Source organism: Actinoallomurus purpureus, assembly GCF_024055795.1.
In the GTDB taxonomy this organism is placed as follows: domain Bacteria; phylum Actinomycetota; class Actinomycetes; order Streptosporangiales; family Streptosporangiaceae; genus Actinoallomurus; species Actinoallomurus purpureus.
In genome coordinates this window covers 261,489-282,721 of the sequence record NZ_JAMXMY010000010.1, presented here as the reverse complement: position 1 = coordinate 282,721, position 21,233 = coordinate 261,489, and the positions used below count along the sequence as shown (strand labels likewise).

Below are 21,233 nucleotides of genomic sequence, written 5' to 3'. Positions count from 1 at the left end.
GTCGACGCAGGGCGGCCGCCGGGGCTCACTTGAGCAGGCGGGACATCCGGCGGTCCGCCAGGGGCTTGCCGCCCGTCTGGCAGGTCGGGCAGTACTGCAGGGCGGAGTCGGCGAACGACACCTCCTTGATCGTGTCGCCGCACACCGGGCACTTCTGCCCCGCCCGGCCGTGCACCCGCAGGCCCTCCTTCTTCTCGCCCTTCACGTCCTTGGCGGCCAGCCCCCGGGAGCGCTCGACGGCGTCGCCCAGCGTGCCGACGATCGCGTCGTACAGCGTCGCGACGTCCTCGTCCGTGAAGCTCGAGGCCGGCTTGAACGGTGACATCCGCGCCACGTGCAGCACCTCGTCGGAATAGGCGTTGCCGATCCCGGCGATCACGCTCTGGTCGCGCAGCAGCCCCTTGATCTGGGTGCGCCGCCCGTCGAGGATGCCCTTCAGCGTGTCGACCGTGAAGCCGTCGCCGAGCGGGTCGGGGCCGAGCGACCGGATGCCCGGCACCTCCGCGGCGTCCCGCACGACGTACACCGCGAGCCTCTTCTGGGTGCCGGCCTCGGTCAGGTCGAATCCGGAGCCGTCGTCGAGATGCAGGCGCATGGCCAGCGGGCCCTTGCCCGGCCGGGGCGGCGCCGGAGGCAGCGCGTCCTTCCAGCGCAGCCAGCCCGCGCGGGCCAGGTGGATGACCAGGTGCAGGCCGTCGACGTCCAGATCGAGGAACTTGCCGTGGCGCTCCACCGCGGTGATCGTGAGGCCGTTCAGCGCGGTGATCGGCGGGTCGTACGTCTTCAGCGACGCGATGGCGGTCACGTCGATCCGCGCGACCGCCCGCCCGACGGCGTGCTCGCGCAGGAAGGCGGCGAGGGACTCGACCTCCGGCAGTTCGGGCATGGTCTCAGGGTATGACTCCGTCCACAGGGTGTGGACGATCCCGGCCGGGGTCGGCGCGGGACCTTCGGCCCTTGGCCGGACCCGGTCGGCGCGGCCATCCTGAAGACGGGAGTTCGGCGTGACCATCACGGTCGCCCTGGGCGGCGACACGATGCTCGGACGCGGGGTCGCAGAGCAGATCGCCGCGTTCGGCCCGTACGGTCTGTTCGCCGACGACGTGCGGCAGATCTTCCGTTCCGCCGACCTGTCCCTGGTCAACCTCGAGTGCTGTGTGTCCGCGCGCGGCGAGCCGTGGCGGGCGCCCGACAAGCCGTTCCACTTCCGCGCCCCGCCCCAGGCGGCGGACACGCTCGCCGATCTGGGGATCGACTGCGTGACGCTGGCCAACAACCACGCGCTGGACTACGGCCCCGAGGCCCTGACGGACACGCTCGACCACCTGGCCCGCGCGGGCGTACGCGTCGTCGGGGCGGGTACGGACGTGTGGCGGGCGCGGGAGCCGGCCCTGTTCGACACCGCGGACGGGCAGGTGGCCGTCCTCGGCGTGACCGACCATCCGAACGACTTCGCCGCCGGCGAGGACCGGCCAGGGGTCGCGTACGCCGACCTGCGCCACGAGGTCCCGGCCTGGCTCACCGTGCGAATCCGCAATCTGTCCGCCGGCGGTGCACGCGTGCTCGTGCTGGCTCACTGGGGACCCAACATGACGATCGACCCCCCGCGATACGTACGGGCGGCCGCGCGGGTCCTGGTCGACGCCGGGGCGACCCTGGTCGCCGGGCACTCCGCGCACGTCTTCCACGGCGTGTCGGGCCGTGTGCTGTACGACCTCGGTGATCTCATCGACGACTACGCGGTGGACCCCGCCCTGCGCAACGATCTCGGCCTGCTGTTCCTCGCCACTCTCGCCGGGCGCGGGTTCGTCCGGCTCACGGCCGTCCCACTGGCGCTGGAGTCCGCCCGTACCCGCCTCGCCACCGGCACCGACCGCGCCTGGATCCGCGACCGTTTCACCACCGCCTGCGCGACGTTCGGTACGACCGTGACGGACGAGGACGGACGCCTCGTGGTGGCCCACCCGGCACCGGGCACCTGAGCTCCGCCGTCTCAAGGGGCGAAAGTCCCTGGTCGTTCGGGACGATCGGCCGTCCTGCCGCTCGCGTGGGGCCGCACACGATGAAGACAGCAGCCGGCTTCAGGGGGGAACGATGGAAGGACCAGCGGACGTCTTCCGGGAGAAGATCGCCGAGCGCGTACGCGAGATCACGGCCAACGCCGATGAGGACGGGCTCGCATCGGTGCTCGCCGAGGTCGAGCACGCCATCGACGACAGGAATCAGAGCGAGGATCCCGTCGCCGTGTACGCCGCGGTGTCGTCATGGACCGCACTCTGCTCGGACGTCGTCGCCGCCTTCTACCGCACCCACGACCGGTCTGCGGGAGTGCCCGTGGCGGTGGCCGCGGGCGTCCAGCGGATCGGCCGCCGCCTCAGGCGTCCCCTACGGCACGCGGCGGTCGGGCTCGGCGCCAACGGGTACTCCATCACGATCGGCCCGCGCACGTCCGCGCTGTCCGTCGCCCTGACCTGGCGTACCCCACCGCCCGGTCCGTGAGCTCCTTCGGCACGGCCTCTCTCTTTGACGATGCCTTCACCATGACTCAAACTGGAGTTAGGGGCCACCGTAAACAGCTGGGAGCGGCAACGGGCGGAGGCGGCCATGTCGTTCACGGAGATCACTAGGGTCCTGAGCAGGCACAGCTGGTGGATGAGCGGAGCCCCCGACCGCGACACACGGCATCGGGACGCCACGGATCTCCGGACACTGGCGGTGACGGCCGACGACGGAGTCCGGCTGCACGTCGAGGTGCGCGAGTCTCCCGAGGCGAACGTGACCGTGGTGTTCTGCCACGGATTCCTGCTGAACTCCACCAGCTGGCACGTCCAGCGCGACACTTTGGCCGGCCGGGTCCGCGTCGTGCTCTGGGACCTTCGCGGACACGGCCGATCCGGGTGGGGCACCCCGCCGAACGCCACCATCGACCAGCTCGGCCGTGACCTGTACGCGGTGCTGGAGACGGCCGCGCGGGAGGGGCCCGTCGTGCTGGTCGGCCACTCGATGGGCGGCATGGCCATCCTCGGGCTCGCCGAAGCGCATCCCGAGCTGTTCGGCGACCGGATCGCCGGCGTGCTCCTCGCGTCGACCTCCTCGGGCGACCTGTCCTCCATCACGATCGGGCTCCCCGAACGCACCGCGCGCGTCCTGCACCGGATGGTCCCCGTCACGCTCGCCACGCTCCGCCGCCAGGCCCGGCTCATCGACGCCGCGCGACGACCGCTCGGCGGAATGTCCTTCCTGCTGACCCGCTCGTACCTCTTCGGAGCCCACGTGTCGAAGCAGGTCGCCGAGGTGACCACCCGGCTGATGGCGTCCGTCCCCCTCGAGGTGATCGCCGACTTCTACGCGGAGCTCATCACGTACGACAAGCGAGCGGCCCTGCCCGCGCTCGGCCGCGTGCCCGTCCTCGTCATGGTCGGCGACCGGGACCTGCTCACGCCCGTACAGCACGCCGAGGCCCTGGCCGCGCAGATCCCCGGAGCCGACCTCGTGGTGATCCCCGGCGCCGGCCACCTGCTGACCCTCGAGCGCGCCGCCGACGTCAACCGCCACCTGTGGACCCTGCTCCGGCGTGCGACCGGCATCGAACCGGCCACCGTACCCACCCTCGTCGACGGCGAGGAAGTCGCCCCGCACCTCCGCCTGTGGCGCAGACCGCTGCTCAGACGGCGAGATTCGCGCCCGTAAGAGCCCCACCGGAGACGGTCATCGGTACGGCTCGCGGCACCCGGGGAAGCGGCGTCACCGGTCGCGGCAACAACAGGTGACATCCCCCGCCACCCGAGAAGGTCGCATGCCTGAAACGAGACGCCCGTGAGGGGCGAACTGCGCGCCGAGACCGATGCCGAGGTGATCGAGGTCTCGTTGCGCGAACCGGAGCGGTTCGCCGTCCTGTACGACCGGCACCACCCGACGATCCACCGGTACATCGCACGGAGGCTCGGCCGCGACGAGGCCGACGACCTCATGGCCGAGACCTTCCTGATCGCCTTCCGGCAACGGGACCGCTACGACCTGACGTGCGCGAACGCCCGGCCCTGGCTCTATGGCATCGCCACCCACCTGGTCGGGCGGCACCACCGCGCGGAGAACCGTTTCTGGCGGCTCATCTCCCGGACCGGCGTCGACCCGGCGATCGAGTCCCCGAGCGAGCGCGTCGCCGAACGCGTGAGCGCGCAGAGTCCGCTCTGGGCATCGCCAAGGGCACCGTCCACGCCTATGGTCTGGGGCCCTGACGGGGACGGGGCCCGCCCGGCACGCCGGCGAGATCCACGCCGCGTGCCGGGCGGGTCCGCCGACACGACGCCTACGGGCATATCGGGCCACCGCCGCTGCTTGACATTGACGCCGGTGTCAAGGCGTACCGTCGCTGACGGCCACGGATCAGGGAGGAACCGGTGCGGATCGGGGAACTGGCCGAGCGGGCCGGGGTGAGCACGCGGGCGCTCCGCTACTACGAGCAGCAGGGACTGCTCCCGGCACGCCGCGCCGCGAACGGCTATCGGGAGTACGACGAGTCGGATCTCCGTCTGGTGGTGGAGATCCGCTCGCTGCTGACGGCGGGGTTCACGTTGGAGGACGCCCGGCCGTTCGTGGACTGCCTGCGGTCGGGGCAGTCGACGGGGGCCTCGTGCCCGGAGTCGGTCGCCGTCTACCGGCGCAAGCTCGCCGAGATCGACGCCGACATCCGCGCCCTGATCAGGCGGCGTGCCGAAGTGGCCGACCAACTGGCGCGGGCCCGGCCCGGCTGCGCCCTGTTTCCGGAGGCAACAAATGATCACGCTGACCAGCGAGAACTTCGACGAGCAGGTACTCCGCGCCGACAAGCCGGTACTGGTCGACTTCTGGGCGGAGTGGTGCCCGCCCTGCAGGATGATCGCCCCGATCCTCGAGCAGATCGAGGCGGAGTACGGCGACCGCATCCGGATCGCGAAGATCAACGGTGACGAGAACCCGGAGATCGTGGAGCGGTACGACGTGATGGGCTTCCCCACCCTGAACCTCTACCGCGACGGCCAGGTGGTCCAGCAGATCATGGGTGCCCGCTCCAAGCGCCGGCTCCTGGCCGACCTGGCCGACCACCTCTGACCATGCCGCCGGTCGCTCATCAACCGCTGAGAAGCTTGACCACCGCCGCGACGCCCACGCAGACGATCACACCGCGCAGAACCGGGGGCGGGAGCCTACGCCCCACCCTCGCGCCGAGGAGGCCCCCGACCATCGAACCCAGCGCGACGAGCAGCACGGCCCACCAGTCGACCTTCGCGACCAGCACGTACAGCACCGCCGCCGTGGCGTTCACCAGCAGCGTCAGGACGTTCTTGGCGGCGACGGCGCGTTGCAGGTCTTCATCCAGGAAGACGCCGAACAGGCCGACCAGGAGCACGCCCTGTGCCGCACCGAAATAGCCGCCGTAGACGCCGGCCGCCAACACTCCCAGCCACAGCCAGGGCCCGCCGTGCGCCCGCCGGGGCCGGTCGGCGAGCCGGCGGCTGATCACGGGCTGGGTCAGGACCAGCACGCAGGACAGCCCGATCAGCACGGCGACGGCCGCCGTGAAGGCGCGTTCCGGCAGATTGAGCAGCAGCAACCCGCCGATCAGCGAACCCGCCACCGAGGCCGGGACCAGCCGAGCGAGACGACCACGCTGACCCGCGAGCTCGGGCCGGTATCCGAGGACACCGGTGACCCCGCCGGGCACCAGGCCGATGTTGTTCGAGACGTTCGCCGTGATCGGCGGCAGTCCCACGGCAAGCAGCGTGGGGAAGGTGATGAGGGAGCCCGATCCGATGATCGCATTCATGGCGCCGGCCACAACCCCCGCCGCGAGCACGGCGACCATCGCCCACGGCCGTGCGGACAACTCGAAGATCGCGACGCATCCGGCACCCGGTACGGCAACGGTCAGGCCCACAACGGCCCAGCGATCGGGGGATCTCATGGTCGGCGACTTTAGTTCCACGTCCCACAAAATAAGATAATGCACCTCATCTAGTGAGATAACTCTCGCGCCGTCTCCTGGTCGATCTCCGGTGAGCGCGCGGTGAGCGTCCGGTGAGCGGCCGCCGCCACTGTTGCTCCATCGCCGGATCCACCGAGGACCGGACAGGAGCGAGGAGTCAGGCAATGGGCACGATGACCGGTAAGACCGCGCTGGTGACGGGTGGCTCGCGGGGAATCGGGCGGGCGGTCGCGCTGCGGCTGGCCGCCGAGGGCGCGCTCGTCGCCGTCCACTACGGCGGCAACGACGCAGCGGCCAAGGAGACCGTGGCGCGGATCGAGGAGGCGGGCGGCCGGGCGTTCACCGTCCGGGCCCGGTTCGGCGACGACGGTGCCGTGGACCGGCTGTTCGAGCGCCTGACCCCGGAGCTGGCCGGACGCGGCCTGGACATCCTGGTCAACAACGCGGGCATCGGCTCGGGCAGCCCGATCGCGCAGGTCACCCCGGAGGAGCTCGACAGGCTGCTCACGATCAACGTCACCACGCCGTTCTTCGTGATCCAGCGCGCGCTACCGCTGCTCAACGACGGCGGCCGCATCATCAACATGGGCTCGACGGCCAGCCGGTTCGCGGTCTCCACCCAGATCGGCTACACGATCAGCAAGGCGGCGCTGGAGTCGATGACCCCGTCGCTGGCCAACGAGCTCGGCAGGCGTGGCATCACCGTGAACACCGTCGCGCCGGGCGCGGTGCGGACCGACCTGACCGCCGGGTACACCTCCATCCCCGAGGTCGTCGCCGGCCTGGAGGCGATCACCGCGCTCGGGCGGCTCGGTGAACCCGAGGACGTCGCCGACGTCGTCGGGTTCCTGGCGGGCCCGCAGGGGCGGTGGGTCACCGGCCAGACCGTCGACGTCTCGGGCGGCACCTACCTCGGTCCGATCGCCCCGTGATCACCACCACGGGCCCGATCACCCGCACGTGATCGCGGATGAATAATCACCGGCATGCGATTCGAAATCCTCGGCGAGACCCGGCGTGGCGCGGCGACGGCGCCGAGGTTCCGCTGGGCGGACCGGCCCGCCGCGCGCTCCTGACGCTGCTGCTGGTCCGCCCCGGTGAGGTCGTCTCGGCCGACCGGCTGGCCGACGAGATCGACTCCGACGGTGCACTGTCGGTGCACGCCCTGCAGTCCCAGGTGTCCCGGCTCCGCGCGGCCCTCGGATCCGAGGCCGCGATCGAGCGAGCCGGGACGGCACGCGGCTGCTCGGGCATCGGATGCACCACGGTCGGGTCGGCGGGAACGGTTGACATCACCAATCGTTTCCTTCCTGCGAGGGGTGTTCGCGGGGGGGGCGTCAGGCATCGGCGACGGCGAACAGGCGCGACAAGGCGGCGTCAAGGGCCGCACGGCCGGGCGAACGCTCGGAAGAGCATCGATCATCACTAGTGCGACAACTGCTGCATTAAGATGATGCCACGACGCCGTCCCACCGAGCAACCGGACCACCAGCGATGACTCCCCCAGCACCACGACCGGAGGACACCCGGCCCGTGCCACCGACCCGACGCCGCCCCGGCGGCCGCACCGCCCGTATCCGTACGCAGGTACTCGACGCGGTCCTCGCGGAGCTCGGAGAGCACGGCTATGACGGGCTCACCATGGAGGCCGTCGCCGCCCGTGCCGGCGTGCACCGCGCAACGGTGTACCGGCGCTGGGGAGACGTCGGCGGCCTGCTCGCCGACGTCCTCGACGCGGCGAGCGACGACGCCTGGCAACCTCCGGACACCGCCTCGCTGGAAGGAGACCTGGCGGCACTGAACCATGAGATCCAGGACGCACTGACCGCACAGCCGCCGATCGCGGCGGCCCTGATCGCCGCCTCATTCCGCTCCGAGAAGGCCGACCGCGCCCAACGGCGACTCTGGGAGGACCGGTACGCCCGCTGCGAGATCATCGTCAGCCGGGCCATCCGGCGCGGCGAACTCCCGCCGCACACCAACGCTCGGCGACTGCTCATCGCCGCCACCGCACCGCTGTACCACCAGCTGGTGCTTCTCCGCACGCCACCCGACCCGCACCTGCCCGACCAGACGGCCAGAACCGCCGCCCTCGCCGCGTCCGCCGGCGCCTTCGCCGAACCCTCATGAGCCGGCGACACCTGACGGAACCCATCGCCCCCTCCCACCCCGACGCGGGGATCGTCGACTCGTAGCCCGCGAAAAGCGTCAGAGCTGCGTGCCGGTCCCAACTTCTGCGACTCGTCAGGGCTCGAGGTCTGTCACTCCTTTGCCGCTCGATATATCGAACGGCACAGAAGCCTGGTCGTGCACGATCAACCAATTGCCGTCGATCTTCCGGAAGCAGAAAGTGCCCCGGACCCACATACCGCTCGTCGCCGTCCCGTTCTTCAGCGTGCCGCTGAGCCGACCGAAGCAGTGCCCGAATGCCACTTCGTCGCCCACGGTGAGCGTCAGGTCGCGCACCTCATAAGTCGCATCCTGGAAGAACGTGAACACATTCGCCCAGTTCTTCAATTTCGCCGCTATTCCTACATGCTGCAGCGGTGGCTCGACGTCGAAGGACACGACGTCCGTTGCGTAAAGCTGCTTCAGGCCCTCGAGATCCTTGGCTCGGATTCCTTCGACTATCTTGTCGACTTGCCGCCTGACCTTGGCTTCGTCTACCTCGCGTTGCGTAGGCATCGCTACCCATCCCCATTCGGTGTGGAACCTTGACTTCTCACTAGTACGACAACACAGCACCCAGAGATGTCAGGCCCGCGGCGCTGACAATTCTCACCTGCGGGCAGCCGAGATAGCCGCAAGGAGCGCCGTCCCGCGCGCCTTGACGGGACCCATCGCCCCCTCCCACCCCGACGCCGGAGGACCGTGGCGCGACGTCCCCCAGGGGGCGGGACGCCTCGTTCAGCGGCATCTACCCACGCGAGCATCTTTCTCGTCTGTGTAGACACCGCGGAGCAAGACGCCCGCCTCCGTGACGATCGGCATGTCGCCGACCGAACGGCGGTGGAACGGCTTCGGGATCGATCTACTCCGGCCGTGGGTCCCAGCGGAACCGGCGGATGGCCACCACCGCACTGACCGCACCCCACACGAGCAGAGTGCCGTAGTCATGCCACCGGAAGCCGGAGCCGCTGCCGGTGAAGGCGGTCAGCAGCGCGTCGTTCAACGGCTTCACCGGCAGCACGCTGGAGATGGTGCCGATGGCGCCGTGGATCGGCACCATGGTGCCGGAAATGATCACTAGTGGGAACAGGACGAACTGCACGACGGCCGGCGCGGCGTCCGCGTTTTTGATCACCGAGGCCACGGCGGCGCCGAGCGCGCAGTAGGCCGTCGCGCCGAGCGCCAGGGATACGACAATCGGGAGCCACTGTGAGGACGCGGGCAGCGAGAGCCCGTAGAACCGGCCGACCACGATGATGAGCAGGACGTCGACGAAGCTCACCAGGACGCAGTGCGCCAGCAGGCCCACGAAGTACACGGAGGCGGGCAGCGGTGTGGCCCGGACCCGCTTCAGGATCCCGTTCTGGCGCCGGGTCGCGAGCACGATGGCCAACTGGCTGTAGCAGGAGCCCAGTACGGACATCGCGATGATCGTGGACACGTAGTACTGGAGCGCGTCCCCGCCATAGTAGAAAGAGCTGTCCTTGACGTCACCGAACAACCCGCCGAAGATCGAGATGACCAAGACCGGGAACACGAAGGTGAAGAACGCGCTCTGCGGGTTGCGCCAGAAGGTCAGTTGCTCGTAGCGAATCTGGTGCCAGAACAGGCCGACCCCGCGGCGAGGTGCGCGGTGCCCCGCGCCCGGAACCGCAACGGTCACGGTGCGCTCCTTTCCAGCGTGCGTTCCGGCGCACTCCGGTCATCGCCGGTCAGATGCAGGTAGATGTCCTCCAGGCTGGGCCGGTCGACGGTCAGCCGGGCGAGCACCGCACCGCGGCCCAGCGCCCAGCCGGTCAGCTGGTGCAGCATCTCGGTCGGCTCCGCGGACTCCACGGTGACCAGGCCGTCATCGCCCGGCACGGCGGCCACCGGCAGATCGGTGACCGCGCACGCCGGAGGCAGCTCGAAACGGATGCGAGTCTGCGCGGTATTGCGTCCGCCGAGGGCGTCGGGGGTGCCCTCGGCCACGATCCGCCCGGCGGCGATCACCGCCACGCGGTCGGCCAGCGCCTGGGCCTCTTCCATGTAGTGCGTGGTGAGCAGGATGGCCATCCCCGCGTCGCGCAGATTCCGCACCAGCCGCCAGGCGCCCCGGCGGGCGTTCGGGTCGAACCCGGTCGTCGGCTCGTCGAGGAAGAGCAGATCGGGGTCGCCGATGATTCCCAGTGCGAGGTCCAAGCGGCGCTTCTGGCCGCCGGAGAGCGTGCGGACCTTCTTCTTCTCATGTCCGACGAGGTCGACCAGGCCGATCACCTCGTCGATGTCGCGCGGCGCCGAGTAGTAGCCCGCGTCGCGGGCGATCGTCTCGCGGACGGTCAGGTACGGCTCGACCGCGATGTCCTGCAGCACGAGACCGATGCGCTCGCTCAGCCGTCGCTTGGTGGCCGGGTCGCCCGGGTCGAGGCCGAGCACTTCGGCACGCCCGCCGTCCCTGGTGCGGAAACCCTCGAGGATCTCCATGGTGGTGGTCTTGCCTGCACCATTGCGGCCCAGCAGCGCGAATATCTCGCCGTGCTCGACCGTGAAGGTCACGCCGTTCACGGCCCGTACCGTGCCGTAGGCCTTGTGCAGACTTTCCACCACGACCGCGTTGGTCATGGTCGTCTCCGGTGATTCGGTGGTGTGCGGTCGTCGAGGTCAGCGATGCACACAGGTGACCTCCAGCGTCAGGTCGAGGTGCCGCCCGGCCATCAGGCGGGACGCCGTCACACCGAAGTCGTGGCGGTCGACCCGGGTCGTGGCACGCACGGTGAAGGTCTCCGCGGCCACCTCGGAGTGCACGATCGCCAGGCTCACGGGCTGCGAGACGTCGCACACGGTGAGCGTTCCGGAGACCGTGGTGGTGTCCACGCCGTCGGAGACGAACGTGATCAGAGGGTGGCGGCCGGTGTCGAGGAACGCCGCCGACCGTACGTGCGCGTCCCGTTGGTCGTTGCCGGTGTGGAAGCTCGCCGCGTCGGCCTCCACCCGAAGGCTCGACTCGGCGAGCGGCTCGGCCACCTCGATCGTTCCGCTGCGGATCGCGAAGGTGCCCTTCACCGGCAGCAGGCCGAAGAAGTGGCGACTCCTGAACGTGATGGAGGAGCGGTTCGTGTCGATCGTGTAGCGGCCCAGCCGGGGGGTCGTCGTGACGGGGTTGTTCGTCGTAGCCATGCCCCTAATCTCATGTCGGCGGACCCTCGCGCGACAGGGCCGGCCGTCGGTTCCGGGAGCGACGAAGGGGCTGTTCGCAGGGAGTGGCATACGACTTTCGCATGGTGCGCCCAAGACGGACGTACTGAGCGATTCCCGTTCGGGCGATACGACAGCCCGCATTCCCTACGGTAGGAGGCATGGCAGAGGCACCGTGGTACCGAGTGCACCGGGTCGCCTTGGACGTGGCGATCGCGGTCGCCTTCGGGCTGCTCGACACCGGCGTGACGCTGGTCGGCGCCACGTGGTGGCCGGATCACCCGGGCACCCTCGCCTGGGTCATGCTGGGCGTGCAGGCGCTCGCCTGCGGCTCGCTGGCCGTCCGCCGCACCGCCCCGCTCACCGTCGTCGGCGTGCTCGGTACGTTCACGCTGGCGGTGACGCTGCTGATCTCACCGGTGGGCGCGCTGACGCCGGCGCACCACGAGAATTCCTGGGCCCCCTTTTCCACCGTGCTGGCCGCGTACGGTCCGCTGTTCTACCGGCACAACCGCAGGAGAGCGCTCGTCGCGGTCGCCGCCTTGACCGTCGTCGTCATGCGGCCCTGGGACCCGTCGGTGACGGTCATGACGATAGGGCTGCTGCGCACCGCGGTCGGCCCGCTGCTGGCGCTGTACTTCGATGCCCGCCGGCGGATGGTCTGCGCCCTGGTGGAGCGGGCCGAGCGGGCCGAGCGGGAGCAGCACCTGCTGGCCGAGCAGGCGCGCGCGGAGGAGCGCGCGCGGCTGGCCGTCGAAATGCACGACGTGGTCACCCACCGAGTGAGCCTGATGGTGCTGCAAGCCGGCGCGCTGCGCGTGACCGCCAAGGACGAGGCGACCCGGCAGGCCGCGGAGGACCTGCGGGCGGCGGGCTGCCAGGCACTGGACGAGCTGCGCGACGTGGTCGGCATCCTGCGCGCCGCGTCCGACGGCGATCACACGCCCTCGGTGGGAGGCTTCGACAACCTGATCGCCGAGTCGGTCGCGGTGGGGATACCCACCGAACTGATCCAGGAGGGCGACCCTGCACTCGCCTCACCGGTGGTGGGGCGCATCGCCTACCGCGTACTGCGCGAGGCTCTTACCAACGTGCGCAAGCACGCGCCCGGCGCGCGGGTGACGGTGCGGGTCGAGTACGAGGAGGCGCGGCTGCGGCTCACGGTGCACAACACGCCACCGACCAGCAGACCCAGCATTGCCCTCGCCGGCTCCGGTTCCGGTCTGGGCATCCCCCACCTGCGGCAGCGCGTCGAGTTGGTGCAGGGCAGACTGCGTGCCGGACCCGGTCCCGACGGCGGGTTCAGCGTCGAGGCGACGCTGCCCGCGCACGTACCTACCGCGGAATTGACGGTGTGAGAATGCCCCGAGTGCTGGTAGTGGACGACGAGCCCATGGTGCGCGTGTTTCTGCGCACCATCCTCGGCTCGGCCGAGGACATCGAGGTCGTCGCTGAGGCACACGACGGGGCGGCCGGCCTCCAAGCCGTCCAGCAGGACCGCCCGGACGTCGTCCTGATGGACCTGCGCATGCCGGGCATGGACGGCCTGACCGCGATCCAGCGCATCAACGAGCTGGCGGACCCGCCGAACGTCGTGGTGCTGACGACCTTCGACGCCGACCCGTATGTGCTGCGTGCCCTGCGGGCCGGGGCGACCGGCTTCCTGGTCAAGTCCACGCCGCCGGAGGAGCTGATCGGGCTGGTGCGCGCGGCGGCCCAGGGGCACACCGTCCTGTCGCCCGCCGCCGCCCGCCGACTCGTCGCGGTGTCGACGGACAACCTGGCGGCCCGGGAACGCGCGCGCGAACTGGTCGGCTCGCTGACCGAGCGGGAGGCCCAAGTGCTGGCCGGCCTCGGCGAGGGCCTGTCGAACGCGCAGATCGCGGCACGGCTGTTCCTCTCCGAGGCCACCATCAAGGGCTATGTGTCACGCACCCTGGACAAGCTGGGGTGCGTCAACCGCACCCAGGCCGGACTACTCGCGCACGACGCGGGGATCGTCGACTCGTAGCCCGCGAGTCCCCATCGCAAGGGATGGAGCTGAAACAACAGAGAACTCCGTGATCTCAGCTCCGGCGAGGACGCACTCGACACGAACCAACCACGTAAATCTTTTCGCGGCCACCCACCCGAAGCCCCCAGCCCCAACCCGAGCAGGGGGTAGGGGGCGAAGCCCCCACAGAACAGTCCCGGACAACCGGACCACGAGCTCCAGCCTGGGCGGGGGGTGCAGGGGGCGAAGCCCCCACCAGCACCCGGACCGCCACCCAGCCCGCGCAGGGGGGAGCGTGGGGGGCGAAACCCCCACCAGCACCCGGACCCGCCAACCCCAGCCCGCGCAGGGGGGCGTGGGGGGCGAAGCCCCCCCACATCGGGGGGCCCGGGGGGTCGTCCCCCCGGAGGAAATGACGAAGGGGTCAGAGGGAGGAAGCCCCCGCTTCCGACCACACTGACCCCGACACCGAGTGGGCGAGGAGGGATTTGAACCCTCACGTCCTTTCGGACACACGGACCTGAACCGTGCGCGTCTGCCGTTCCGCCACCCGCCCCGGGCGCGTCCAAAGGTTAGCACCATTCCCTGCGTGGTCCGAATCGGTTGCTCGGGACGAACCAGCGCACAGATACGATCGTCTAGCAGTGGAGAGGGGAGGTGCACGTGGGTGTCCTACAGCGCTTCGAGCGTCGGCTCGAGGGCATGGTCGAGGGTGCCTTCGCGCGGGCGTTCAAGTCGGAACTCCAGCCCGTCGAGGTCGCCAGCGCCATTCAGCGCGAGATGGACGAACGCGCCGCGATCGTGGCGCAGGGTCGCACGCTGGTGCCGAACGACTTCGTCGTCGAGATCTCACATCCGGACGGTGAGCGGCTGGAGGTGTACGCCGACAGCCTGAGCCAGGAGCTGGCCAACCTCGCCCGTGAGCACGCGAAGGAGCAGGGTTACTCCTTCGTCGGCCCGGTGCGGGTGCGGTTCGAGAACGCCGATGACCTGCGGACGGGGATGTTCCGGATCCGTTCCGGCGTCATCCGTGGTTCCACGGTCGAGGGCGGTGAGATCCGCCAGCCGATGAGCGACATGCCGCCACCGCCGAGCGGGTTCGCCGGCGGCCGGCCGCGACTGCTGGTCAGCACCGAGGGCCAGAAGAGTCACATGTACGACCTGACCACCCCGGTGACACTGCTCGGCCGGGGCACCGATTGTGATCTTCGGCTTGTCGATCCGGGCGTTTCCCGGCACCATGCCGAGATCAGAGTCGAGGGCCCGGAGGTGGTTGCGGTTGATCTAGGGTCGACAAACGGCACTTTCGTGAACGGCCAGCCGATCCGCCGTGTGACGTTGCACGACGGCGCACGGGTGACGCTTGGCCGCACAACCCTGGTGTTCCGCCGCGATAGGGAGTAGCTCCGACTCCGATGAACCAAATCACCCTGACGCTCATGAAGGTGGCGTTCCTAGCCGTACTCTGGCTGTTCGTCATCGCGGCCGCGGGCGTCATCCGTGCCGACCTGTGGGGTTCGAAGGCCGCCGCGAAGGCGGCACGGCCCCGGAAGGCCGCCCAACCCGCCCGCCCGCCGCGGTCGGCGGCGCCGCCGCGCGCCAGGCGGGCGGAACCGACCAAGCTCGTCATCACCGAAGGAGCCCGGGCCGGCACGACGATGGATCTCGCCGGCACGGAGATCACGATGGGTCGTGCCAATGACGTCACGTTGCCTCTGGGAGACGACTACTCTTCGGGACGGCACGCCCGGCTCTTCTCGCAGAACGGTCAGTGGTTCGTGGAGGATCTCGGTTCGACGAACGGCACCTTTCTCGGGCGAGCCAAGGTGAGCAGGCCGGAACCCGTCCCCGTCGGCGTACCGATCCGCATCGGGAAGACCGTCATAGAGCTGCGCAAATGACCATCGGAATTCGCTTCGCCGCCCGGTCGGACGTCGGCATGCTTCGCGAGGGCAACGAGGACTCGGCGTACGCGGGGTACCGGTTGCTCGCGGTCGCCGACGGCATGGGCGGCCATGTCGGCGGCGAGATCGCCAGCGCCGCGGCCATCGAGACCCTGAAGCCGCTCGACCACGACGTCCCGCCACAAGAGTTGGTCGGCGTGCTCGAGCAGTCGGTGCACCGCGCCAACGAGACCTTGCACAGCATCGTCGAGGGTGACCCGTCCCTGCAGGGCATGGGCTGCACCCTGACCGCGATGCTCTGGAACGGCCCGCAGTTCGCCCTCGTCCACATCGGGGACTCCCGCGCGTACCTCCTCCGGAACGGCGAGCTCTTCCAGATCACCCATGATCACACGCTGGTGCAGTCGCTCGTCGACGAGGGCCGGATCAGCCTGGACGAGGCCGCTTCTCACCCACAGCGTTCCCTTCTGTTGCGGGCGCTGGACGGGCGGGGCGAGGTCGACCCGGACATCTCGCTGCGCGAGGCGCAGCTCGGCGACCGCTACCTGCTGTGCTCCGACGGGCTGAGCACGGTGGTGAGCGCGGAGACGATCCACCACGCGCTGAGCACGGTGGCAGAGCCGGACCAGGCCGTACGCCAGCTCATCGATCTGGCGAACCGCGGTGGCGGACCGGACAACATCACGTGTGTGGTGGCCGACGTCGTCGAGCTGGAGCAGCAGCACGGCCCGCCGTCGGCTTCGATCACCGCGGGCGCCGCGCACAGCTCAGGCGTGGGTCGAGGCGAGGCGGACATGCCGCCGCCCGGCGCGATGGCCGCGGAGACGCCGGCGCAGCGGGCGGCCGCGTTGCGGGAGCCGCAGCAGCAGCCGTCGCCGGTGACCGTCGCGGACATGCCCGCGATCGGCCGGCAGCCCGACGACACGCTGCCGCAGATGGCGGTGGGGCGGCGACGGCGTCGCTGGCCGTGGGTGGTGGCGGCGGCCGGTGCGGTCGTCCTGCTGGCCGCCGGCGGGTCGTACGTCACCTGGAGCACCGTCCAGGGGCAGTACTACGTCGCCGCGGACGGTGGTCAGGTCGCCATCTTCCAGGGGATGAACCAATCGGTTCTGGGGCTCAAACTGTCCCACCTGAAGGAGCACCCGAGCCCGGCGCTGAAGGTCGCGGACCTGACCCCGACGGCACGGGACTCGGTGACCCGGACGATCGACAACCTGAGCAGTCTGACGAAGGCCCGAAGCACCGTCGACAAGCTGCGGCAGAGCGTCTGCCACATCGTCGTGTCCGACAACACCCAGGGCGTCGTGACGATCTGGAAGGGCAAGGGGCAGAAGCAGCAGGGCTGCGACGAGACCGTCCTCGAGGCGTCGAGTCCGCCAGTGCAGACGAGCGAGCTCCCCAAACCGGTCAAGGAAAGCGTGCACAAGGGCATCGTCGTACCGGACGTGCAGAAGGCGCGCACCAAGGTGCTGGAGCTGCGCGACCAGGCCGACGCGTGCCACAGCCACCCGGGCAAAAACGGGTGTCCTCCCAAGTCGAACAGCACTCACTGATGACCTCTGTAGCCGCCGAACCCGAGGTTCAGATCGCGACCCGCCCCCGGCGGAGCGCCCAGCTCAGCCTGCTGATCTTCGCGATGGTCATCACCATCGCGGGCTTCGCGCAGGTCGGACTGGCGCGAGACGGCAGCCTGCCTGCTGGAATGTACGGATACGGTATCGGCCTCGGAATCCTCGCGGCCGGCGCCTACTTCGTCGTGGTCCGGTTCGCACCGTACGCCGATCCGCTGCTGCTGCCGCTCTCCGTGTTCCTCAACGGCATCGGCCTGGCCATGATCTACCGGCTGGACCTCAAGACCAGCCTGGACCAGAAGAAGGCGATCGCCGAGGGCAAGAAGATCTCCTACATCGGGCCCTCCACGACCAACCAGCTCATGTGGACCGCGCTCGGCATCATCTTCTTCGCCGTGACGCTGCTGGTGCTGAAGGAGATCAAGGTCCTGCAGCGCTACATGTACACCATCGGCGCCGTCGGCCTGTTCTTCCTCGCCCTCCCAGGCTTCCTGCCGTCATCGATCAGTGGCGCGCTGGGCGCGAAGATCTGGATCCGCATCGGCGGTTTCTCAATCCAGCCCAGCGAGTTCTCCAAGCTGGCGCTGGTGGCGTTCTTCGCCGGGTACCTGGTCAACAAGCGCCAGACGCTGTCGATCGTCGGGAAGAAGATCGGGCCGGTCAATCTGCCCCGCGGCCGTGACCTCGGCCCGATCCTCGTCATCTTCGTGATCTGCCTGGGCGTGCTCGCCCTGGAGAACGACTTCGGAACGGCCATCCTGTTCTTCGGGCTGTTCGTCAGCATGCTGTACGTCGCGACCGAACGCTTCATATGGGTGGTCATCGGCGCGCTGCTGCTGGCCTGCGCCTGCCTCGTCGCGCCGATGATCCCCCACGTCGCGCAGCGGATCGACGCCTGGATGGACCCGAGGGCCTACTTCGACGGCGGCTGTCAGATCGCCGGCAAGATCGTCAATCAGACCCACTACGACGTCTGTGTGGCCAAGGGCGGTCATTACATCACCGACAGCAGTCAGCTGATGTTCGGCCTGTTCTCGATGGGCCAGGGGGGCGTGCTGGGCACCGGCCTCGGCCAGGGCGAGCCGTGGCGCACTCCGCTGTCCTACAGCGACTTCATCTTCACGTCCTTCGGCGAGGAGCTCGGACTCACCGGCGTCATGGTGATCCTCATCGTGTACGCACTGATCGTGCAGCGGGGCATGAAGGCCGCGCTGGCGACCAAGGACAACTTCGCGAAGCTGTTCGCGGGCGGCGTGTCGTTCGTCTTCGCCCTGCAGGTCTTCGTGATCGTCGGCGGTGTCACGAAGCTGATTCCGCTGACCGGTCTGACCACTCCGTTCCTCGCCCAGGGCGGATCGTCGCTGCTCGCGAACTGGATTCTGATCGCCATTCTGATCCGCATCAGTGACGGCGCGCGGCGACCCGCCCCGCAGCCCATCCAGGACGAAGGAATGACCCAGGTGGTGAGTACCCAGTGAACAAGCCGCTCCGCAAGGTCGCGGTCGCCGGCCTGCTGCTGGTGGTCGTCCTGATCGTGAACGTCAACTACATCCAGGGGTCGCAGGCCGACAAGCTGAGGACCGACCCGCTGAACTCCCGTCAGTTCGCGCAGCAGTGGCAGTACAACCGCGGCCCGATCATGGCGGGGAAGGTCACGCTCGCCTTCTCGACGAAGACGGACAAGGACGGCAAGAACTACCAGCGGCACTACAACGAGAGCACGATGTACTCGCCGATCACCGGCTACGTCAGCGTGTTCAGCCGTACGGGTCTGGAGGGCGCGCAGAACGGCCTGCTGGACGGCACGGACAAGCGGCTGGCCCTGCACAAGTGGTTCGACGCCCTGGTCGGCAAGAAGGCCGCCGGCGCCACCGTACAGACGACCATCGACCCGGGCGCGCAGCAGGCGGCCTACAGCGGCGTCAAGAACAGGACGATCAAGCGTGGCGCGGCGGTCGCCTTGGACGTCAAGACGGGAGCCATCCTCGCGATGGCGTCCTTCCCGTCGTACGACACGAACGACGTCTCGACCCACGACGGGGTCAAGGCGAACAAGGCCTTCACGTCGCTGCAGCATCAGAAGCCGGACCCGATGTTGAACTACGCGATGAACGAGACGTTCGCGCCGGGCTCGTCATTCAAGATCGTCAACTCGGCGGCGGCGATCGAGAGCGGGCTTCTCAACAAGGACTCGTCGTTCGACGCCAGTGAGCTGAAGCTGCCCGAGTCGGGCCGCACACTGCCCAACTCCGACGGCGACGAGGCCAAGTGCAGCGGCGCCCCGTCCCTGATCAACTCCTTCGCGGCGTCCTGCAACTCGACGTTCGGCCGGCTCGCGATCAAGCAGGGACAGCAGCAGCTCGGCGCGATGGCGGCCAAGTTCGGCTTCAACCAGCGCGTCCAGGTCGAGAAGGACATGTCCAGCGCCTCCAGCGTCTACCCGACCAAGACCATCGGCGGCGACTCCCTCGCCCGCAGCGGCATCGGTCAGGAGGTCGTGACCGCGACGCCGCTGCAGATGGCGATGGTGGCGCAGGCGATCGCCAACGACGGCAAGATGATGAAGCCGTACCTCGTCAAGCGGGTCACCGCCCAGGACCAGTCCGAGCTGGTGACGGCCGACCCGAAGCAGATCGGCCAGCCGATCAGCGCCGACACGGCCCAACAGCTGCAGGAGATGATGCGCGCGGTCGTCGACCACGGTACGGCGGCGAGCACGATCGGCGGCAACGACATCGCCGGCAAGACCGGAACGGCCGAGACGGGAACGTCCGTCAACGAGGACTGGTTCGTCGGCTTCGCCCCGAAGAACAATCCCAAGGTCGCCTTCGCCGTCGTCACCGAGGGACCGACCGGTTCGACCGGTGCGAAGTTCTCGGCGCCGATCGCCCTGAGAATCGCCCAGGCGGTGCGCTGACCATGACCCCCCCAGACGTCCTGAACGACCGTTACGTGCTTGACGAGCGTCTGGCCGTCGGCGGGATGGGCGAAGTCTGGAAGGCCACCGACCGGCTCCTCGGCCGGCCGGTGGCGGTCAAGCTGCTCAAACAGCAGTACCTCGACGACGAGACGTTCCGTGGCCGATTCCGGGCCGAGGCGCGTTTCGCCGCGGGGCTCCAGCACGGCGGCATCGCCCAGGTGTACGACTACGGCGAGCAGGACGACCTCGCCTACCTCGTCATGGAGCTCGTTCTCGGCGAGACGCTCTCGCAGATCCTCGCCCGCGACGGGCGGCTGTCGGTCGACGCGACACTGGACCTCATCGGGCAGGCCGCGCGGGCGCTGCAGATCGCGCACTCGGCGGGCATCATCCACCGGGACATCAAGCCCGGCAACCTGATGGTGACCGACGACGGCACCGTGAAGATCACCGATTTCGGCATCGCGCGGGGCGGTGACAGCTCCATGACCCAGACCGGCATGGTGATGGGCACCGCGCAGTACGTCGCGCCGGAGCAGGCGACGGGCAAGCGGGTGACCCCGGTCGCCGATCTCTACGCCCTCGGCGTCGTGGCGTACGAATGCCTGTCCGGGCATCCGCCGTTCGTCGCCGACACCCCCGTCGCGCTGGCCCTCAAGCACGTGCGGGAGGAGCCGCCGCCGCTGCCGACATCGATGCCGCCGGCGGTCCGCGGCCTGGTCGGCGCACTGCTGGCCAAGCACCCGGACGACCGGCCGAGCTCGGCACAGGAGGTCGCCGAGGGCGCCTACGCCATCCGGCACGCGCTGGGCCTCGGGGACGCCGCCGCCGCCGAGGAGACCGCCGCGGCGTACGGGTGGACGGTCGAGAGTCCCGTCGCCGGGGAATGGGCGGCGGAGGGTCCGGCGTCCCAGCCGTGGTCGGCCGAGGCGTCCTGGACCGGCGAGAGCCCGGCATCTCAGCCGTGGTCGGCCGAAGCCTCGTGGACCGGAGGGAGCCCGGCGGCCCGGCCGTGGCCGGCCGACGACGCGGCCGGATACCAGCAGCCCGGCTTCGCGACCGAGCAGATCGGCGCGTCCGCGGCCGGGACGGCACGGGGCTCCCACGCGCGCCGGCGCGGCCGCACCGGCCGGTTCGTTCTGGTGGGAGCCGCCGCCGTCATCGTCATCGGCGCTGGCGTGTTCACCGTCGGAGCGCTGTGGAAGGCCCCCGACCACACTAAGCTCGTGGACGGCAACCGGGTCCAGCCGGCGGGCCGTACCGCTCCGGCGAGGCACACCCGACGGCCCCATCTTGGCGAGCCGACGTATCGACCCGTACCCTCGGGTTCGACATTCGAACGGACGACTCCCGGATCGACGCCGAGTTCGGCGACGAGCTCGGCGCCCATCCCGAAACCGACCAGAACGAGGAGAACCCCGAAAACGACGCCTACCACACCGGCGGCGGAATCGCCGTCGACCTCTCCGGAACAGCCGCCTGTCAGCAGCTCTCCAGGCGGATAGGTTCGGAGAGCACGGTGTAGACGACGAGGGAA

At 69.5% G+C, this 21,233-nt stretch carries 22 protein-coding genes, 1 tRNA gene and 1 pseudogene; 17 read left to right on the top strand and 7 right to left on the bottom strand.

Annotated elements, in window-relative coordinates; translation table 11 throughout:
• Positions 1-25: 25 nt before the first annotated feature.
• Complete coding sequence (locus NE236_RS20705) at positions 26-886, bottom strand: Fpg/Nei family DNA glycosylase (protein WP_252843680.1); 861 nt, start codon at positions 884-886, stop codon at positions 26-28.
• 118 nt (positions 887-1,004) lie between these two features.
• Between NE236_RS20705 and NE236_RS20700 the strand changes: the two genes are divergently transcribed.
• The 6 genes and pseudogenes from NE236_RS20700 to trxA all read left to right on the top strand — a co-directional run bounded on the left by NE236_RS20700 (position 1,005) and on the right by trxA (position 5,091).
• On the top strand, positions 1,005-1,982 hold the full coding sequence (locus NE236_RS20700) for a CapA family protein (RefSeq protein WP_252843679.1): 978 nt from the start codon (positions 1,005-1,007) through the stop codon (positions 1,980-1,982).
• Positions 1,983-2,094: 112 nt separating this feature from the next.
• On the top strand, positions 2,095-2,499 hold the full coding sequence (locus NE236_RS20695) for a hypothetical protein (protein ID WP_252843678.1): 405 nt from the start codon (positions 2,095-2,097) through the stop codon (positions 2,497-2,499).
• A gap of 105 nt (positions 2,500-2,604) precedes the next feature.
• Positions 2,605-3,690: an alpha/beta fold hydrolase gene (locus NE236_RS20690; RefSeq protein WP_252843677.1), complete on the top strand. Its 1,086-nt coding sequence runs from the start codon at positions 2,605-2,607 to the stop codon at positions 3,688-3,690.
• 126 nt (positions 3,691-3,816) lie between these two features.
• Entirely contained in the window at positions 3,817-4,437 is a 621-nt protein-coding gene (locus NE236_RS20685; RefSeq protein WP_252843676.1) for an RNA polymerase sigma factor, read from the top strand.
• A pseudogene (locus tag NE236_RS45545) lies at positions 4,401-4,664 on the top strand (MerR family transcriptional regulator); the annotation flags it as partial. The gene NE236_RS20685 and the pseudogene NE236_RS45545, both read left to right, overlap by 37 nt.
• 112 nt (positions 4,665-4,776) lie before the next feature.
• Positions 4,777-5,091, top strand: a complete 315-nt coding sequence (trxA, locus tag NE236_RS20675) for a thioredoxin (protein ID WP_252843675.1) — start codon at positions 4,777-4,779, stop codon at positions 5,089-5,091.
• Positions 5,092-5,110: 19 nt separating this feature from the next.
• Here trxA and NE236_RS20670 read toward each other — a convergent pair whose 3' ends face one another.
• Complete coding sequence (locus NE236_RS20670) at positions 5,111-5,845, bottom strand: sulfite exporter TauE/SafE family protein (protein ID WP_252843728.1); 735 nt, start codon at positions 5,843-5,845, stop codon at positions 5,111-5,113.
• A 284-nt stretch (positions 5,846-6,129) separates the two neighbouring features.
• On the opposite strand from NE236_RS20670, the gene NE236_RS20665 reads away from it, so the two are divergent.
• The 3 genes from NE236_RS20665 to NE236_RS20660 all read left to right on the top strand — a co-directional run bounded on the left by NE236_RS20665 (position 6,130) and on the right by NE236_RS20660 (position 8,095).
• Positions 6,130-6,897 (top strand): SDR family NAD(P)-dependent oxidoreductase, encoded by a 768-nt coding sequence (locus tag NE236_RS20665; RefSeq protein ID WP_252843674.1) that lies wholly within the window; start codon positions 6,130-6,132, stop codon positions 6,895-6,897.
• Between the two features lie 113 nt (positions 6,898-7,010).
• Positions 7,011-7,394 (top strand): helix-turn-helix domain-containing protein, encoded by a 384-nt coding sequence (locus tag NE236_RS44565; RefSeq protein WP_308209132.1) that lies wholly within the window; start codon positions 7,011-7,013, stop codon positions 7,392-7,394.
• 104 nt (positions 7,395-7,498) lie between these two features.
• The gene (locus tag NE236_RS20660; RefSeq protein ID WP_252843673.1) at positions 7,499-8,095 is read left to right on the top strand and encodes a TetR/AcrR family transcriptional regulator; all 597 of its coding nucleotides are present in this window, start codon (positions 7,499-7,501) and stop codon (positions 8,093-8,095) included.
• Between the two features lie 114 nt (positions 8,096-8,209).
• On the opposite strand, the gene NE236_RS20655 is transcribed toward NE236_RS20660, so the two are convergent.
• From NE236_RS20655 to NE236_RS20640, 4 genes are all read right to left on the bottom strand, one after another.
• Positions 8,210-8,650: a YybH family protein gene (locus NE236_RS20655; protein ID WP_252843672.1), complete on the bottom strand. Its 441-nt coding sequence runs from the start codon at positions 8,648-8,650 to the stop codon at positions 8,210-8,212.
• 346 nt (positions 8,651-8,996) lie between these two features.
• On the bottom strand, positions 8,997-9,797 hold the full coding sequence (locus tag NE236_RS20650; RefSeq protein WP_252843671.1) for an ABC transporter permease: 801 nt from the start codon (positions 9,795-9,797) through the stop codon (positions 8,997-8,999).
• Positions 9,794-10,735, bottom strand: coding sequence for an ABC transporter ATP-binding protein (locus NE236_RS20645; protein ID WP_252843670.1), 942 nt, complete (start codon positions 10,733-10,735; stop codon positions 9,794-9,796). Before NE236_RS20645 ends, NE236_RS20650 begins: the two co-directional genes overlap by 4 nt.
• Before the next feature lie 39 nt (positions 10,736-10,774).
• Positions 10,775-11,290, bottom strand: a complete 516-nt coding sequence (locus tag NE236_RS20640; protein WP_252843669.1) for a YceI family protein — start codon at positions 11,288-11,290, stop codon at positions 10,775-10,777.
• Positions 11,291-11,469: 179 nt separating this feature from the next.
• Here NE236_RS20640 and NE236_RS20635 point away from each other — a divergent pair, with 179 nt between their 5' ends.
• Both NE236_RS20635 and NE236_RS20630 read left to right on the top strand, forming a co-directional pair.
• The gene (locus tag NE236_RS20635; RefSeq protein WP_252843668.1) at positions 11,470-12,666 is read left to right on the top strand and encodes a sensor histidine kinase; all 1,197 of its coding nucleotides are present in this window, start codon (positions 11,470-11,472) and stop codon (positions 12,664-12,666) included.
• 2 nt (positions 12,667-12,668) lie between these two features.
• Positions 12,669-13,319 (top strand): response regulator, encoded by a 651-nt coding sequence (locus NE236_RS20630; protein WP_252843667.1) that lies wholly within the window; start codon positions 12,669-12,671, stop codon positions 13,317-13,319.
• Between the two features lie 455 nt (positions 13,320-13,774).
• Here NE236_RS20630 and NE236_RS20625 read toward each other — a convergent pair.
• Positions 13,775-13,857: transfer RNA gene (locus NE236_RS20625), tRNA-Leu, on the bottom strand.
• A 107-nt stretch (positions 13,858-13,964) separates the two neighbouring features.
• Here NE236_RS20625 and NE236_RS20620 point away from each other — a divergent pair.
• From NE236_RS20620 to NE236_RS20595, 6 genes are read left to right on the top strand one after another with little or no spacing between them, the layout of a single operon-like run.
• Positions 13,965-14,705 carry an FHA domain-containing protein gene (locus tag NE236_RS20620; protein ID WP_252843666.1) on the top strand — a complete coding sequence of 247 codons (741 nt, stop codon included), beginning with the start codon at positions 13,965-13,967 and terminating at the stop codon, positions 14,703-14,705.
• 11 nt (positions 14,706-14,716) lie between these two features.
• Entirely contained in the window at positions 14,717-15,202 is a 486-nt protein-coding gene (locus NE236_RS20615; protein ID WP_252843665.1) for an FHA domain-containing protein FhaB/FipA, read from the top strand.
• Positions 15,199-16,758: a PP2C family protein-serine/threonine phosphatase gene (locus NE236_RS20610; RefSeq protein ID WP_252843664.1), complete on the top strand. Its 1,560-nt coding sequence runs from the start codon at positions 15,199-15,201 to the stop codon at positions 16,756-16,758. The genes NE236_RS20615 and NE236_RS20610 overlap by 4 nt, the downstream gene beginning before the upstream one ends.
• Positions 16,758-18,254 (top strand): FtsW/RodA/SpoVE family cell cycle protein, encoded by a 1,497-nt coding sequence (locus NE236_RS20605; RefSeq protein ID WP_252843663.1) that lies wholly within the window; start codon positions 16,758-16,760, stop codon positions 18,252-18,254. The genes NE236_RS20610 and NE236_RS20605 overlap by 1 nt, the downstream gene beginning before the upstream one ends.
• Positions 18,251-19,693 (top strand): peptidoglycan D,D-transpeptidase FtsI family protein, encoded by a 1,443-nt coding sequence (locus NE236_RS44560; protein WP_252843662.1) that lies wholly within the window; start codon positions 18,251-18,253, stop codon positions 19,691-19,693. The genes NE236_RS20605 and NE236_RS44560 overlap by 4 nt, the downstream gene beginning before the upstream one ends.
• Before the next feature lie 2 nt (positions 19,694-19,695).
• Positions 19,696-21,201 (top strand): serine/threonine-protein kinase, encoded by a 1,506-nt coding sequence (locus NE236_RS20595; protein WP_252843661.1) that lies wholly within the window; start codon positions 19,696-19,698, stop codon positions 21,199-21,201.
• The last annotated feature ends 32 nt before the right edge of the window (positions 21,202-21,233 follow it).

What these genes read in the sequence shown, in the direction of transcription:
- NE236_RS20665 (WP_252843674.1), top strand. Translation starts at nt 6,130, where the DNA reads ATGGGCACGATGACCGGTAAGACCGCGCTGGTGACGGGTGGCTCGCGG.
- NE236_RS20605 (WP_252843663.1), top strand. Translation starts at nt 16,758, where the DNA reads ATGACCTCTGTAGCCGCCGAACCCGAGGTTCAGATCGCGACCCGCCCC.
- NE236_RS20695 (WP_252843678.1), top strand. Translation starts at nt 2,095, where the DNA reads ATGGAAGGACCAGCGGACGTCTTCCGGGAGAAGATCGCCGAGCGCGTA.
- NE236_RS20635 (WP_252843668.1), top strand. Translation starts at nt 11,470, where the DNA reads ATGGCAGAGGCACCGTGGTACCGAGTGCACCGGGTCGCCTTGGACGTG.
- NE236_RS20670 (WP_252843728.1), bottom strand. Translation starts at nt 5,845, where the DNA reads ATGGTCGCCGTGCTCGCGGCGGGGGTTGTGGCCGGCGCCATGAATGCG.
- NE236_RS20640 (WP_252843669.1), bottom strand. Translation starts at nt 11,290, where the DNA reads ATGGCTACGACGAACAACCCCGTCACGACGACCCCCCGGCTGGGCCGC.
- NE236_RS20630 (WP_252843667.1), top strand. Translation starts at nt 12,669, where the DNA reads ATGCCCCGAGTGCTGGTAGTGGACGACGAGCCCATGGTGCGCGTGTTT.
- NE236_RS20610 (WP_252843664.1), top strand. Translation starts at nt 15,199, where the DNA reads ATGACCATCGGAATTCGCTTCGCCGCCCGGTCGGACGTCGGCATGCTT.
- NE236_RS20690 (WP_252843677.1), top strand. Translation starts at nt 2,605, where the DNA reads ATGTCGTTCACGGAGATCACTAGGGTCCTGAGCAGGCACAGCTGGTGG.
- NE236_RS20595 (WP_252843661.1), top strand. Translation starts at nt 19,696, where the DNA reads ATGACCCCCCCAGACGTCCTGAACGACCGTTACGTGCTTGACGAGCGT.
- NE236_RS20615 (WP_252843665.1), top strand. Translation starts at nt 14,717, where the DNA reads ATGAACCAAATCACCCTGACGCTCATGAAGGTGGCGTTCCTAGCCGTA.
- NE236_RS20645 (WP_252843670.1), bottom strand. Translation starts at nt 10,735, where the DNA reads ATGACCAACGCGGTCGTGGTGGAAAGTCTGCACAAGGCCTACGGCACG.
- trxA (WP_252843675.1), top strand. Translation starts at nt 4,777, where the DNA reads ATGATCACGCTGACCAGCGAGAACTTCGACGAGCAGGTACTCCGCGCC.
- NE236_RS20705 (WP_252843680.1), bottom strand. Translation starts at nt 886, where the DNA reads ATGCCCGAACTGCCGGAGGTCGAGTCCCTCGCCGCCTTCCTGCGCGAG.
- NE236_RS20655 (WP_252843672.1), bottom strand. Translation starts at nt 8,650, where the DNA reads ATGCCTACGCAACGCGAGGTAGACGAAGCCAAGGTCAGGCGGCAAGTC.